11 protein-coding genes are annotated in these 16131 nt (G+C 46.6%); 6 read left to right on the top strand and 5 right to left on the bottom strand.

Annotation, left to right across the window (positions count from 1 at the left end):
• Positions 1-13: 13 nt before the first annotated feature.
• Positions 14-2410, bottom strand: a complete 2397-nt coding sequence (gene malQ / locus HG547_RS03490; RefSeq protein WP_169547016.1) for a 4-alpha-glucanotransferase — start codon at positions 2408-2410, stop codon at positions 14-16.
• A gap of 508 nt (positions 2411-2918) precedes the next feature.
• Between malQ and HG547_RS03485 the strand changes: the two genes are divergently transcribed.
• Positions 2919-3551 carry a peptidylprolyl isomerase gene (locus tag HG547_RS03485; protein WP_169547015.1) on the top strand — a complete coding sequence of 211 codons (633 nt, stop codon included), beginning with the start codon at positions 2919-2921 and terminating at the stop codon, positions 3549-3551.
• A gap of 68 nt (positions 3552-3619) precedes the next feature.
• Here HG547_RS03485 and HG547_RS03480 read toward each other — a convergent pair whose 3' ends face one another.
• The gene (locus tag HG547_RS03480) at positions 3620-4096 is read right to left on the bottom strand and encodes a MarR family transcriptional regulator (protein WP_037416024.1); all 477 of its coding nucleotides are present in this window, start codon (positions 4094-4096) and stop codon (positions 3620-3622) included.
• Positions 4097-4423: 327 nt separating this feature from the next.
• Here HG547_RS03480 and yiaY point away from each other — a divergent pair, with 327 nt between their 5' ends.
• From yiaY to HG547_RS03460, 4 genes are all read left to right on the top strand, one after another.
• Complete coding sequence (yiaY, locus tag HG547_RS03475; RefSeq protein WP_037416021.1) at positions 4424-5572, top strand: L-threonine dehydrogenase; 1149 nt, start codon at positions 4424-4426, stop codon at positions 5570-5572.
• Between the two features lie 685 nt (positions 5573-6257).
• A complete protein-coding gene (locus tag HG547_RS03470; RefSeq protein WP_037416019.1) occupies positions 6258-6629 on the top strand; it encodes a hypothetical protein in 372 nt (123 codons plus the stop codon).
• 707 nt (positions 6630-7336) lie between these two features.
• Positions 7337-8635 (top strand): NAD(P)/FAD-dependent oxidoreductase, encoded by a 1299-nt coding sequence (locus HG547_RS03465; protein ID WP_169547014.1) that lies wholly within the window; start codon positions 7337-7339, stop codon positions 8633-8635.
• A gap of 74 nt (positions 8636-8709) precedes the next feature.
• Positions 8710-8922 carry a hypothetical protein gene (locus HG547_RS03460; protein WP_037425550.1) on the top strand — a complete coding sequence of 71 codons (213 nt, stop codon included), beginning with the start codon at positions 8710-8712 and terminating at the stop codon, positions 8920-8922.
• A 54-nt stretch (positions 8923-8976) separates the two neighbouring features.
• On the opposite strand, the gene HG547_RS03455 is transcribed toward HG547_RS03460, so the two are convergent.
• The 3 genes from HG547_RS03455 to aceB all read right to left on the bottom strand — a co-directional run bounded on the left by HG547_RS03455 (position 8977) and on the right by aceB (position 12826).
• Positions 8977-9345, bottom strand: a complete 369-nt coding sequence (locus tag HG547_RS03455) for a hotdog domain-containing protein (RefSeq protein ID WP_007646510.1) — start codon at positions 9343-9345, stop codon at positions 8977-8979.
• Between the two features lie 374 nt (positions 9346-9719).
• Positions 9720-11042, bottom strand: coding sequence for an isocitrate lyase (gene aceA, locus HG547_RS03450; RefSeq protein ID WP_037425548.1), 1323 nt, complete (start codon positions 11040-11042; stop codon positions 9720-9722).
• A gap of 134 nt (positions 11043-11176) precedes the next feature.
• Positions 11177-12826: a malate synthase A gene (gene aceB, locus HG547_RS03445; protein ID WP_169547013.1), complete on the bottom strand. Its 1650-nt coding sequence runs from the start codon at positions 12824-12826 to the stop codon at positions 11177-11179.
• Between the two features lie 835 nt (positions 12827-13661).
• Between aceB and HG547_RS03440 the strand changes: the two genes are divergently transcribed.
• On the top strand, positions 13662-16130 hold the full coding sequence (locus HG547_RS03440; protein ID WP_169547012.1) for a TonB-dependent receptor: 2469 nt from the start codon (positions 13662-13664) through the stop codon (positions 16128-16130).
• The last annotated feature ends 1 nt before the right edge of the window (position 16131 follow it).

Here is a 16131-nt window from a genome sequence, read left to right as displayed (position 1 = left end):
CTTCCATTTTTAGTCAAAGGGTATCTGTATGCGCAGCCGTTTCTGGCAAATGTCTTGCCGCAGCAATGCGTTGCAAACGCTTAGCCAGCATAGGCCTACCTGCGGCTTCACTTAGGCTAATGGGCAATCGCCGCTGCCAATTGGGGTACTCGAGCCAAGTGCCGGGGATATTCACCGCATGGCGATCCCCCAGCAAATCGCACCATTGCACGCTGTAAAGTGCGCTGTTGCCCGAGGCGCCAAAGGGCATCCACGCCGTTAATAAATCTTCAATATCAATCTGTTGAATATCTGTCTCAGCTAATAAGCCCTGGGAGATTAAGCACTGCGCGAGCTGGCGTTTTTCCTGCTCACGTCCGGCTAAGGCCTCACCTAATTGCTCGTCGGTATTGAACAGTTCGAGTTGTCGCCTCAGGTGCAAATCGCTGCCCGTCCACCAAGCGACTAAGGTCGGCACATCGTGGTTTGCCAGCATCATCAAACTCTGGAACTTATACTGGCTCGGCGGCTTAAAGCCTTGATGGTCTTTGCAGAAGTAGAACAACTCGTTGGAATAGACCCCCGCCTGATACAGGCGATGAATAATATCGGGCGGCACTAGGCCCAAATCCTCACCAATCACCACACAGCGGGCACGTTGACTCTCAAGGCAGAGAATCGCCAACAGGGTTTCGACCGGGTAATACACATAGGCGCCATGGCCGAGGCGCTTATCTAGTGGCCACCACCAGAGTCGCAGCAGTCCCATCACATGGTCGATTCGCAGCGCACCGCAGTGGGTCATGTTGGCGCGAGTCAGCTCAATAAAATGACGATACTGATGTTGCTTTAACTTAATCGGGTCGAGGGGGGTTAAGCCCCAATTTTGACCTTGGGGCGCAAAAGGATCCGGCGGCGCACCTATACTGGCGTTTAAGCAAAACTGCTGCGAATTGGCTTGAACCTCAACGCCTTGCAACGCGGCGCCCACGGCCAAATCGCGGATAAGCCCTATGCCCATTCCCGCTTCTTTAGCTTTGAGCTGGCACAATTGCAGTTGATCTTCGGCCACAAACTGCAGGTATAAATAAAAGCCTTCATCCTGCGCTATGGCCCTTGGGCTGCGTAGCGATTCGGCTTGGGCAAATTCCCTGAGCGGCGCGCCCTGCTCTGCCACAAAATCCTCAAATCGCAGAGCCCTTGGTGTGTTTGGCTGTAAATGGTGTTCGCAAAAGACTGTGTATAAACGTGCAAAGGCGCGGTACTTAAGCTCACTCACCTTGGGATAATCGAGCCAGTTCTCCGCATTGAGTAGGGCAATGGCTTCTTGCCATTCCTTCGCCCCAAACTCCGCCTTTAATGGCTCAAATTCAGGCACACTAGGTAAATGAATATACAGCGGATTCAGCCTTCGACGATCGCAGGGACTATAAGGGCTCGGATGTTCTGGCGCGGCAATATCTAAGGCATGCAATGGATTAAGTTGAATAAAATCGGCGCCATACTCGGCCACTAAACCGATCAGTTGCTCTAAATCGCCAAAGTCGCCCATGCCCCATTGGCTTTCGCTGCGCAGACTATAAAGCTGAAGACTCACTCCCCAGGGTTTATGGCGCTTTCCTTGCGCCACAGCGCTCATCACCCCTTGATAGGCGGTTCTCGGTGCCACCATAAAAGTGCCATGGAATTCAGTCGCCTTACTTGCTACAGAAATGCTTGCTGCTGAGGCGCTTGCCGATGCTAGGCCGTGCTGAACATCTGCCAGCCCAAGCAAACTGACACTCAGTGTGTGGTACCCAAGCCCGAGGCAAGATAAATCACTTAAGTTGTCTTTATTGCCTGACGTGTTTGACGCGGCGCTGACATTTTCCCATGAACGGCGCGGCTCAGCGCTGCTATCTTGCTCAGCGGCAGCGGCATCGCCCGCATCACGGCAATGAAACTCATGACCTAAGAGGTCGAGGCGGTATTGCAGGAACTGACACTCATTGGTAAAGGAGGTGGTGCCAAACTGCGCCAACTCCTGCGCCTGAATACGATAATCCCCAATCGGTTTTAGCGCCAAAAATGGCACCTCAAGAATAACCCTCTCCCCTTGCTCACAGGTAAAGGTGAGCAGCAGATCGCCACGGTAAGATTGAGGTAAATACAGGCAGACCCAAGGTTCATCGACATAACACCAATGAAACGCCGGCAACACTTGTGTCCAATGGTGTGCATCGAGTTGATACACCTGAGCGTCAAGCTCGTCGCCACTGGGTAAACTCGTTAACGGTTCATCCTTTGCCTCGCAGGACTGAGTATTTTTTTCCTGCAACATACAGGTCAAAATCCCTTGCCTGTCAGCCTCGGGAATGCGGATGTACTGGCCAAAGCAGTCGGTAAAGTCTGCCCCCACGCCCCGCAAATACAGCAACTTCTCCAGCCCCATATTTGTCGCCCCCGCGACTGCTCATCCATAGCCTTAGATAGGCAGTAACCATGCCAGCGCAAAATAACAGCATGAAGACAGATTTGTGTCAGCCAAGTGACAAAAAAGAAAACTTATAAATCAGCATCTTGAATAAAATACGTGCCTTTATCACCCAAGCCTTTGCCCACCGAGCTATCTAGCAAACGCACTAGTTTGAAGCAGGGAGTGATTAAAAAAGGTGCAACGCGCTTAAATGGCGCAAGCAAAACAACATCTTATCTTTGAGTACATTAGTGAGATTTATCCCTTAGGTTGAATGCCTCTCTGGCACAGGGGAGATTAGAGTAACAACTAGCTGCAACACTTTGTATCAATTACATTTTTCATCTTGAAATCCCCTTCATCGCTCTGTCACTATGCGCGCACAAAACAAAAACAACACTTAATCGCAACATTTACCCATGCCCGCTTACATTATCCAAGCAGGCAGAGGCGTGGCGAACAACGTAAAAATAAGGAAATTGATATGAAAAGAATCACGGGACTTTTACTCGCCAGCAGTTTGAGCATGGTCCTCAGTGCCTGCGGCGGTGGCGAAGATGATCTCACTCCCAATATCCCCAAACCCGACCCAACTCCACCGAGCTTAAGTGCCGATGTCTGTTATTTAATGAGTACCACAAAGGGGGATTTAACCTTAGCCATCGACCTCACCCATATGCCCATCACGGGCAAGAACTTTAAACAGTATGTCGATAAGTCCTTCTATAACGGCACCTTATTCCACAGAACCATTAATAACTTTATGATCCAAGGCGGCGGTTTCACCACGGGATTACAGAGCAAGCCAACGAGCTCGCCAATTAAAAACGAGGCCGCGGTCGGCATCAGTAACAAACGGGGCACAATCGCGATGGCGCGTACCACAGTGTCAGACTCAGCAACATCACAGTTCTTTATCAATGTGTTGGATAATCCCCAGCTCGATGCTTCGGCGAGCAGCTATGGTTATGCTGTGTTTGGTAAAGTCATCGAAGGGATGGATGTGGTCGATCAGATAAGCATTGTGCCGACCAAAACCAGCAACGGTTTTAACGACACACCAGTGAATGAGATTTTGATTAATAGTGTGACAGAAACCAACTGCCCCAAAGCTTGATAAATACTCGGGGTTAAATAAAAAGCACTGATTTATCAGTGCTTTTTATTATTCTCGGCCCAAGGAGATTATTCATCCCCTTGAATTTTACCCACTAACAACATAGGTGCTGCGTCGATTTTATCGGCGTCCATCATGGCCGCAATTCGCTCCACCGATGAGAGTAGCTGACTCTGCTCCCACTCTTCAAGATTTTGATATTGCTTAATAAAGTGTTCCTGAAGTGGTTTAGGAGACGCCTCTAAAAGTGCACGCCCCGCATCACTTAAATACAAATGGACTTTACGCTTATCGGACTCGCTGCGTTTGCGGATCACTAATCCCCGCCCTTCGAGCCTATCAATAATCGTTGTCACAGTGGCTGGGCTGAGGGTGATTTCTTCGGCCACCTGCTTGGCTAAGGGAGCGCCGAGTTGGGCAATTTTCTGCATCACCATCAACTGTGGTCCCGTCAAGCCGGAATGCTTATTGAGTTGCCGCGAATGAATGTCGATAGCGCGGATCACGCGGCGCAGTGAAATCAGCAGTTGTTCATATTTTTCCATCGTACTTCACATACTCCTCATCAACTCAACGGCCGCACCTTACCAGAAACTCAACCACAACTCACCTTGGCGGGCAATTTTATCGCGTAATAATCTGAGTTTAACTAAACAAGTAAAAGCTGAAAAAAGCGTTTAAAAACATAGCGTATGCAGCCCTTAATCTCTGTCATAAAAATTCATTATTTAGTTATCTAGTTCCAACTTTAGTGCGAATTTCACCTCAGGAATCTATCTAAACCGATCTAGATCACAACTTGGCTACCCCTTAATTGGTAGTTTGGTCACCAGAAAGAAACAAATTTAATATACAAGCAAATAGGTGGATATATGGCTGCTAAATTTTTTATTCCTTCCGTCAACGTATTAGGCAAAGGCGCAGTAGATGATGCTATTGGTGATATCAAAACCTTAGGCTTTAAACACGCGCTAATTGTGACGGATAAACCTTTAGTCAATATTGGTCTAGTCGGTGAAGTGGTCGAAAAACTCGGCCAAAATGGTATTACCTCAACCGTGTTTGATGGCGTACAACCTAACCCAACCGTCGGGAACGTTGAAGCAGGTCTTGCGCTGTTAAAAGCCAATCAATGCGATTTTGTGATTTCACTCGGTGGCGGCTCACCACATGATTGCGCTAAAGGTATCGCTCTTGTGGCAACCAACGGCGGCAGCATCAAAGACTACGAAGGCTTAGACCAATCCGCTAAGCCACAACTGCCATTAGTAGCCATTAACACCACCGCCGGCACCGCCAGTGAAATGACCCGTTTTTGTATCATCACTGACGAAGCTCGCCATATCAAAATGGCGATTGTCGATAAACACACCACCCCATTACTGTCTGTGAATGACCCAGAGCTGATGCTGAAAAAACCAGCAAGCCTCACTGCTGCAACGGGGATGGACGCGCTGACCCACGCGGTTGAAGCCTATGTGTCTATCGCTGCGAACCCAATTACCGATGCCTGCGCCATTAAAGCCATTGAACTTATCCAAGGCAACTTAGTGAATGCGGTAAAACAAGGCCAAGATATTGAAGCCCGTGAGCAGATGGCCTATGCGCAATTCTTAGCGGGTATGGCCTTTAACAACGCCAGCTTAGGTTATGTACATGCCATGGCGCACCAATTAGGCGGTTTCTACGATCTGCCCCACGGTGTGTGTAACGCCCTCTTATTACCCCATGTGCAAGAATACAACGCTAAAGTGGTACCGCATCGCTTAAAAGATATCGCCAAAGCGATGGGTGTCGATGTTGCCAATATGACGGATGAGCAAGGTGCAGCGGCTGCAATCACTGCGATTAAAGCCCTATCCGTTGCGGTAAATATTCCAGAAAACCTGACGTTACTCGGGGTTAAAGCGGAAGATATTCCAACGCTGGCTGAAAACGCCTTGAAGGATGCCTGTGGTTTCACTAACCCTAAACAGGCAACCCATGAAGAGATCTGCCAGATCTTCACGAATGCGTTATAAGTCATATAAGCTCTAACGCCTATCAGCGCGCCAATTGACAGGATGTTGTTCGGCTAGCGCAAGCTAACGACATAGAATCGGCCCAAACAAGTTCCCTTGTTTGGGCCTTTCTTTTTATGCATCAAAGACACCTTTAACACCACATCATCACAGCAAAAACCGCCGTAACGCCTTAATCTTCGGCAATTGAGATCGCGCAGATCGAAAATTCCATCAAATAGCGCAAAAACGTGATCTTGGTGGGTTACATGCTGTTACAAATCCGCTAGACTGGTTCCAGTTCGCTTTTTCCCTGCAAAAGATGAAGCCAGCTGAGAGGCCCGTTTTAAGGAACGGGCCTCTGTCCATTCAAGCCCTCATCAACCATGCACTTCCCTCATATTTTGCTAATGTTAAATAGCATACTCATCAAAACATTTTTATACCTATCATTAATTGGTGCTTTATTGCGCAGTAGTTAAGCAAAAACGAATTTGAATGCAAAACTGAGAGATAGCCCAAAGTTATTCGTTAAAAACTCATGCTAAATAACAGCTATGGCAAATAAATTAACTCGCTCATTTTTATATAAAAACACTTGTAAAAACGGTGATTTATCTAGGACGGTATCAGCGTAATTAATGATTGACCGAATTCAAAAACGATGCCTATGATGGCAGCAACATCCTCTACAGGTAGGTACGCTATGACAGCAATTACTCATGTATATAACTACACAGTTAGATGTCCGCATTACAAAGATCCCGAACATACCGCAAGTTGGTTAAACCACATTGAATTAAACCAATCGAGTGAAATTGCATTAAACCGTATCACCAAATGGCATGAACTCTCAGGCACTAAATCCTTTGAAACCAGTAAGTTTGTCGTCCGCAAAGCCGAAAATGAAGAAGCCTATTTTTCGATGCAAAGCGATAGACTTAAAAATGATGGTCATGCGCTCGTCACCTTTAAAATTTTCCTCGATACCTGTTGCGACAAGGCCGCACCAGAAGAAATTATGCAGCACCTAATCCAAGACTATCAGCAACGTTTAGCCAAGCTAGAACAGGCATAGAACACCATTCGCCGTGGGCATATAGCGTCAAATGCCCAATTATCCCAAAGGCCAAACCAACGTTTGGCCTTTTTGATAAGTACTTTAGTCAAAGCTGCAGTAAGCAATTGTGATCTCATGCCTAGGGCGTGTTGACGTTTCAGTTTTTGGAGCAATTTGGCCAGTGTTTATACAAGGCAAAATCCGTGCTTGTAGTCATCCTACATAAACGGACAATAACGCAGCAGAAACGCTGCCGGAAGAGTTCGTCAGACAAGCACATGCTCTTACTTTCTGTCATTAAGAGCCGCATGTCATTTGAGTAGAATAACTACGCATTATTCTTCGTTTCGCGAGCACTAGCTTGTCGGAATGAAATGTAATCTCGATACATCAATGCGCCCTAGGATTTAGTTAACTGATGACGATGGTGCTCACAAGCGGCATAAAGCGTTTCAGTTCAAAGAACTCTCCCGACACAAGCAGGTGAGCCAGCGCACATTTCACCAAAAAGTGACACGACACATATCACAATTTGCGATCAGCATAATCATACACTCAACCCCCATAAAAAAATAAGACTAATAAAATCAATAAATAATCATTATTCCTGACTCACTTCCCAACATATGGCCTCATTGCTTGAGACATAAAGCTAAGGTTAATATTTTGTTTCACAACCTTACCCTCTGCACAATCTAACAACACAACGAATAGGAATAAGCGGTATGGCTATAGCAAACATTGTTATCGTGGGTGGTGGTGCTGGCGGGATGGAGATTGCGACTAAATTAGGCCACAAACTGGGGCGCAAAGGAAAAGCAAAGATAACGTTAATCGATTGTGCTGAAAGCCATATTTGGAAGCCACTACTGCATGAGGTTGCGACTGGCGCACTCGATGTTGGTATCGACGCTTTAAGCTATCGAAGCCATGCAGCTGCCCATGGCTATCACTTTCAACAGGGCGCTATGACGGATATCGATAGACAAAACAAACAAGTAGTGCTGTCAGCGATTTGTGATGATAAAGGTGATGTACTACTCCCATCTCGTCATATTGATTATGACTATTTAGTGGTCGCCATTGGCAGTATCGCTAATGACTTTAACATTCCAGGCGTACGTGAACATTGCCAATTTCTTGATAATACAGAGCAAGCAATGGCAATCCGCAAAATTTTGCTGAATAAGTTTCTCCGTTATGCCAGCCATAGCCTGCTGGCCGATAAAATTAAAATTGCTGTTGTAGGTGCAGGGGCCACTGGAGTAGAAATGTCTGCGGAAATGCACCATGCCGTGGATCAGTTGCGCGGATTTGGCTATAACATCGATTCACGTCTTTTGGAGGTCACCCTCATTGAAGCTGATAAACGGATTTTACCTAAAGTAGAAAAGCGCGAAATTTCAGATTCAGTAACCAAAGAATTAGCCGCGCTCGGCGTTAAGGTCATGACTGAAACACGCATTAATCAGGTGGATGAAACGGGGCTGACCACAACAGATGGGCAGATGATCCCCGCCGATTTAGTGATCTGGTCTACAGGGGTAAAGGCACCGGATTTTCTGAAGGAAATTGGTGGACTAGAAACCAACCATATCAACCAGTTGGTGGTAAAACAGAATATGCAAACCAGCCGCGATCCGCATATTTTTGCAATTGGTGACTGTGCTGCTTGCCCACAACCCAACGGTACTTTTGTTCCACCAAGGGGGCAATCAGCACGGCAAATGGCACTCATGACGGCCGACAATATTATGCTACTGCTTGCAGGACAAGACGCCCGTCATCTGTATGTTTATAAAGATCTGGGGTCGCTTGTTAACTTGTCGAAGTTTCATACCGTGGGCAACTTGCTGTCATTTATCGGTGGTGGAGTGATGGTCGAAGGTAAAATCGCTCGCTTTGTTTACACTTCTCTCTATCGGCGACATTTAATTGAACTGCACGGTGTGGTAAAAGGCAGCCTTTTAATGTTTGCTAAAGGTATTAGTCGCATTATTCATCCCCATCTCAAATTGCATTAGCAAGATTATTAAGGCGTTTTGCGTAACTATTTGGTATCTTGCGAGGCAACCGTTAGTTTTCAGGATGAATAACCATGAAAAAAGCAACACTCCTCATACTACCATTGCTACTTGTCACCACGGCCTGCGCCGATTTAAAGGATGCGGGGCGCGCTATCGGCACCACCACGAAGGATGTCACTAAAGAGATTGGTCATGCCACCCGCGACACCACCAAAGCCATTGGTCATGCTTCTAGGGATGCGGTGAAATCGGTCAAAGAAGATCTTACTAAAGACTCAGAGTGACGCCCGTGCGTCACTCTGCTTTATTAAGCTTTAGGTCTTATCAAGCTCAAGGCATTATGCCGCATTAGCACGAATACCATGGGGAACCGGTAATCCCTGCGCATTCACATTTACAAACACCATCTTATCGATACTCACCACTGGCGCCTGCGTCATCTTATTACGTACTTGGCAACTGACCGTAATGGAACTGTGCCCGAGGCTGACAAGCTCCAAACCAAATTCCAACACATCCCCTTGGCGCGCCGGCGTCATAAAATTGATTTCAGAAATCAGCTTAGTCACATGGCTGGTGCTTTTCATCTGGCACGCAGCAAAGATAGCCGCCTCCTCGTCAATCCAACTCAATAACTGGCCGCCAAATAGGGTATTTGCAGGATTTAAATGTTCAGGTTTGACTAAACGACGACTGTAATATTTCATGACGGTGACCTCACTGTGAATGCTAAGTTTTACGGCCAATTCACAGCATTATTTAGGCCAAGATAAATAGCCATTGAATAACAATGAGATAGCATTAAGTCTTTGTAAAACGGTTAAAAAATTGCACCAACTCGAGTCAGAGTTGCACCAGAATAATAAGTTAGATAAAAAAATAGCGACTCAGAGAGTCGCCAAGCACAGGCAAGCAAAGTATTGACTGGGTGGGAAGTTAAGTCACAAGAGTTGACTTAAAAACCCGTGCAGCACATGTAGGCGAACTGCACGGGGGACAACAGCTGCAATGCAGCTAAACACAGGGTTTACGGGTACAACATCTTACGGGTAGAACCTATTCGCGATACAACAGACTTCGCTTAAAACTGCTCTTCTTCAGTCGAGCCAGTCAGCGCAGTCACTGATGAATGACCACCTTGGATAACCGTAGTCACTTGGTCGAAATAACCTGTGCCCACTTCCTGTTGATGCGCCACGAAGGTGTAACCTTTCTTCGCTGCCGCAAACTCAACTTCTTGAACTTTCTCAACATAATGCTTCATACCTTCACCACGAGCGTAATCGTAAGCTAGGTCAAACATGTTGTACCACATGTTGTGGATACCCGCTAAAGTGATGAATTGGTACTTGTAGCCCATGTCTGATAGTGCTTGTTGGAAACGGGCAATCGTTGCATCGTCCAGATTTTTCTTCCAGTTGAACGAAGGTGAGCAGTTATAGGCCAATAATTGGTCTGGATACTGAGCATGGATTGCCTCAGCAAAACGGCGCGCTTCTTCTAAGTCTGGTTTAGCGGTTTCACACCAAATTAAATCCGCATAAGGTGCGTAGGCTAGACCGCGAGAAATCGCTTGGTCCAGACCCGCTTTTACGCGGTAGAAACCTTCATTGGTACGCTCACCAGTCACAAAGTCACGATCGTACGGATCGCAATCAGAGGTCAATAAATCCGCTGCGTTCGCATCGGTACGGGCAATAACCAGCGTTTCAACACCGCTTACGTCGGCAGCCAGACGTGCTGCAACCAGTTTTTGTACCGCTTCTTGGGTTGGCACTAATACTTTACCGCCCATATGGCCACACTTTTTCACTGACGCTAATTGGTCTTCAAAGTGCACACCGGCGGCGCCTGCGTCGATCATTGACTTCATCAATTCGAACGCATTCAGTACGCCACCAAAACCGGCTTCCGCATCGGCAATAATGGGTAGGAAATAATCGACAAAGTTTTCATCTTCCGGATTAACCCCATTGCTCCACTGGATTTGGTCGGCACGGCGGAAAGAGTTGTTAATACGTGAAACGACCGCTGGAACCGAGTTAGCTGGGTATAACGATTGGTCTGGGTACATAGTGCCCGCTAAGTTAGCGTCGGCCGCCACTTGCCAACCTGACAGATAAATCGCTTCGATACCGGCTTTTGCTTGCTGTACAGCTTGGCCGCCAGTCAGTGCACCTAACGAGTTCACATAACCTTTTTTTGCGCCACCGTTGACTAAATCCCACAATTTAGCAGCGCCGCGTTTGGCAATGGTGTTCTCAGGAACAATTGAACCACGAAGTGCCACGACTTCTTCTGCAGTGTATGGGCGACGAACATTTTTCCAACGTGGATTCTCTGCCCAATCTTTTTTGATCGCGTCAATCTGCGCCTGACGTGAAGTCTGTGTTGCCTTAGTCATAGTGTCACTCCTTTCTGTATGATGTTGTAGCAAGTGACGCTGCCCCACCGCGTCACCCTGCCCATTGGTTTAATTGACGGTTTCACCGCCATAACGCATTCCATAGGACGCATTAAGTGTTAACGCATTTATAATTAAGCAGTTAGCATCTCGTAACCGGGTAAGGTTAAGAAGTCGACCAACTCATCCGAAGTGGTAATATCCTCAAGCAATACCGCCGCTTGGGTAAATTTGCCGTGGGTGAATCTGTCACTGCCCACTTCTTTTTTCACGTTTGCTAACTCTTCCACCAGCATGTCTTTAAACAATTGTTTCGTGACGGGTTTGCCGTTGGAGAGTGACTTACCATGTTGGATCCATTGCCAAATCGAGGCGCGGGAGATTTCAGCGGTTGCCGCATCTTCCATTAATCCATAAATCGGCACACAACCGTTGCCACTGATCCACGCTTCAAGGTATTGCAGTGCAATACGAATATTCAGGCGCATCCCTTGCTCAGTGCGCTCCCCATCACAGGGCTTTAATAACTCAGCGGCGAGAATCGGTGCATCCACATCACGGGTGATATGCAATTGGTTTTGATGATCTTGGCCGATATATTCGTTAAAAATCCCCATCGCCGTATCCGCAAGACCAGGGTGAGCGACCCAAGTACCATCGTGTCCATTGCGAGCCTCAAGCTCTTTGTCCTTACGCACCCGTTGCAACACCGCTTCGTTCTGTACAGGATCCTTCGCCGGAATAAAGGCCGCCATACCTCCCATCGCCAGTGCGCCACGTTTATGGCAGGTTTTGATCAGCAGTCTTGAATAGGCGCTTAAGAAAGGCGTATCCATAGTCACCGCTTGGCGGTCAGGTAATACGCGGTCGCTATGGCGCTTTAATGTTTTGATATAACTAAAGATATAGTCCCAGCGACCACAGTTCAGTGCGACGATGTTTGAGCGTAATTCATAGAGAATTTCGTCCATTTCAAACACCGCAGGCAGCGTCTCAATCAAACAGGTACATTTGATGGTGCCAGGCTGCAGGCAGAATCTTTCTTCAACAAAATCAAACACTTTTGCCCACCAACGTGCTTCGATATGGCTCTCGAGTTTAGGAATATAGAAGTAAGGACCACTGCCCTTCGCCAGCAATTGGCGATAGTTATGGTAAAAGTACATCGCAAAGTCGAATAACGCGCCGGGAATGGACTGCTGGTTAAATTCAACATGCTTCTCTTTTAAGTGCAGGCCACGCACACGGCAGATCAATACCGCAGGATTTGGGCCTAACTTGTAGTGTTTACCGGTTTCAGGCGCTGTGTATTCAATTTCACCACGCACGGCATCACGCAGGTTAATCTGACCTTCCACTACTTTTTGCCAGCTCGGTGCTAAGGAGTCTTCAAAATCCGCCATAAACACTTTGGCATTAGCATTAAGTGCATTGATCACCATCTTACGTTCAACGGGACCAGTGATTTCGACACGGCGGTCAAGCAGGTCGTTCGGAATACCGCGGATCTTCCATGCGCCGTCACGAATAGCCCGAGTCTCAGGTAAAAAGTCTGGCAAAGCCCCTTTATCGATACGCGTCTGTCTGTCTTTACGTTTGGCGAGTAAGGTGGGCACTTCAGCCGCAAATTCACGGCAAAGTGACTCAAGCAACGCCAGCGCACCTTCGGTAAAAATCACTTCTTGGCCAGGGATAGTATTTCCCACTATGGTCAGCGTGCCATTCGCAGTGGTCTTATTCTGTGCCGAATTCAATTGCTGCTCACTTAAAGTTTGTTCCGTCATCTTCTCACCCTCCCAAGAGGCAAAACTCTTGCTCGTTTACGACTCATTACCAGTAAAGACATGGGTAACATGTACAAACATTCACCGAAAAACATTCAAATGTTCGTTTAGAACCAAAACTTACAGACAAACATTTGTATTTGCAACTATCCAAAAGTGTCATGACAGCTAAAAAAATTGACCAAAAACCATGACAAAATTGGTCTGACCAAAGTGATTTTTCAAATATAAATATTTGATTTAAAATAATTTTATATTTAAGTGATAATTACTATTTTGGTAGTGATGAAATTTGTCTGACAACTTTACCACTTCAAGTGCATTGTAATTTTATACGTAATTAAATTACATAATGAAAATTAATATATACACCACTTTTACCTTATTCGACCTAAGTAGAAAACAGACAGTGTTTTGAACTCCACCTTAAGGAAAGCGAGTAAAACCAATAAAAATAATAAGTTAACAAAATTTAAACATTACAAAAATTTAAACACTCGTTTAAATATTACGTTTACGTAAACAGTCATCGGGATAGAATGAGAGTGATAGGGATCACGGGTTATGTTTCTCGATCAAAAAGCCGAGTCGATGTGGTTAACCCAAAAAATAAATCACTTTTTTATAAAAAAAATGAAACAAATTAGAAATCTGGCTAAGAGTTGCTTCAAGTTGCGCGCCTAGTGGCGGCAAAACTCACCACAGGATTAATCCACAAACCGTTAATCATACGTAAAGATGACAAACATTTAACTCCCAAGACCTATCAATCAAAGGTTGCAATGGTTATGAAAATCATTATCATTCGCGACCATTCTGTTTGGGGGAACTTTATATGTCAGTATCACAACCTATATTTCGTTTATCACTTATTGCACTCGCCTGCCTCAGTGCTTTACCACATACCGCTTTTGCCGATGACACACCTTCTGCTCGCGATGAAAACATCGAACGCATAACAGTCTACGGCAGACAAAACTCCGTAGTGAAAAACTCTGGGCTTGCGACTAAGTCAGATATGTCCTTGATGGAAACCCCTGCGGCGGTTGTTATCGTTGACCAGGAGCTGATTAACAGCCAAGGAGTCGACAATCTGCAGGACTTGATTCGCAATATCAGCGGGGTGACTCAAGCGGGCAATAACTACGGCATTGGAGATAACTTAGTGATTCGCGGCCTCGGCGCAAACTACACCTATGACGGCATGTATGGCGGTGCCGGCCTTGGCAATACCTTTAACCCCACTCGCTCCCTAACCAATGTGGAATCCGTGGAGGTCTTAAAAGGCCCAGCAACAGGACTCTATGGCATGGGCAGCGCTGGCGGTGTGATCAACCTGATTGAAAAGAAACCGCAATTTGAGTCCAAGCACAAATTCACCACTGAAGTTGGCCAGTGGGATACCTACTCGCTCGCCATCGATAGCACGGGTGGAATTACCGATGATCTTGCTTATCGTTTAGTCGCCAAAACCGCCCGCAGTGAAGGCTACCGTGATTTAGGCGCCGACCGTGATGAAGTGTTCGGCTCACTCAAGTGGGTATTAAGTGATAGCCAAGATCTGATGCTATCCGGCGCATATATCAAAGACGCCATTGCCGTTGACTCCATCGGCCATCCAATTCGCATCTACAATGCCGATTCAGTCGGCGGCAAAACAGCGAGCGAAGTCACTTGGCAAGATTTGATAAACGATCCTAAAGGGCTGGGCATACAACTGACTGACGAGCAGCGTCAGCAATTAGCGGCATCACTCGCCAGTGGTGATGGTTTAACTCCTTATTCCTTTGGTGACGCGGGATTAATTTCTCCCATGGCAAAAGATAATGAAGGTGAAGAATTAAGGTTCAAGCTGACCCACAATATCTACTTTACCGATAATCTGTTCCTTAATCAGCAGTTGCAATATCGCGACTACACCACAGGTTTTGCCCGTCAAACAGGGGCTTACAACTATGTGTACTGGAAGCGAAACATCAAGATTGGTGGCGTATCGACGGATGTGATTAACCAGGATCCCCGCGCGCCACTGGTTGAAAATGGCGTGATCTATCCCTTTGCCGCCAGACGTCAGGAATACCGCCAACTCGATGCCGAAGAAACCTCATGGCAGTATTTTGCCGATCTACGTTACGACTTCCAAATCGGCAATATCGACAACGAATTACTGGTGAACGCTAACTACGAAGACCGCGATATTCGCCTCGAGCAATTCTCAATTTACGATGCAGATCAAGTCATTAAAAACAAACAAGGCGAAGTGATTTACCGTGGTTCGCTACCGTACATTTACGATATTCGCAATCCAAATTGGGGAACGGGTAAATTTGCCGACTACGATCCACTCAAAACCGCCAACTACAACAAAAAAGTCAGCGCTTGGGGCTTAGGCGTGCAACATGTGGGTTATTTAGGTTATGGCTTTACCTCCCGTGTTGGCGTGGCCTTTAACGAAATCAAACAGAGCTATGAGCACTTAGGTGTGGATGAGCGCTACAGCGCGAGTCAAGCGAGCCCTACCCCTGAGGAAGATAGCAAAGATAATGGTGTCACCTACAACTTGGGCTTAACCTATATGCCCATTGATGATTTATCATTTTTCGTCAATCACTCAAAGGGCCGCACCGCCTATAGCATCTTAGGCTCAATCACTGGGGAAAATACCGACCGCGAAGACTCAGAATCCGTCAGTAACGATCTTGGTATGCGCTTTAAAGCCTTTGATGATCAGATGCTAGCATCGCTGGTGTTCTTTAAAAGCTCACGCACGAATGTGCCTTACAACAACCCAGACTATAACGCTGGCGTATCTGGTGCCGAGGTACCCGTGTACTTTTACGATGGCAGCGAAGATACCCAAGGGGTCGAGTTAGATCTTAATGCCCACCTAAATGATCAGTGGCGAGTTAACTTTAATGGCATGTACCAAGATGCAAGGGATAAACAAAACCCAAATAGTTTAACCTACAACAGCCGCCAAAAAGGGGTACCCTATGTGACCGCCAGTGCTTGGGTGACCTATGGTGCAGACTGGTTTGCCTTATCCAGCCCTATTGAGCTGAGTTTAGGCGCGAAGTATGTGGATGATAGAAGCACGCACTCAACAGACTTTGGCATCCCTGATGGATATGTGCCGAGCTACACCTTAGTGGACTCTGCCATCAGCTACGCCACCGACTCTTGGAAGTTACAATTGAATATCAATAACCTATTCAATAAAGACTATTACAGCAAAGCGATGTTCCTCGGTGGTATGCCGGGCGAAGAGCGTAATGTGAAGCTGCAATATAGCTACAGCTTCTAAG

This window comes from Shewanella sp. DNRA4 (genome assembly GCF_012843185.1).
Lineage (GTDB): Bacteria > Pseudomonadota > Gammaproteobacteria > Enterobacterales > Shewanellaceae > Shewanella > Shewanella xiamenensis.
The sequence above is the reverse complement of the archived record's forward strand: the minus strand, read 5'-3'. Positions and strand labels throughout refer to the sequence as shown.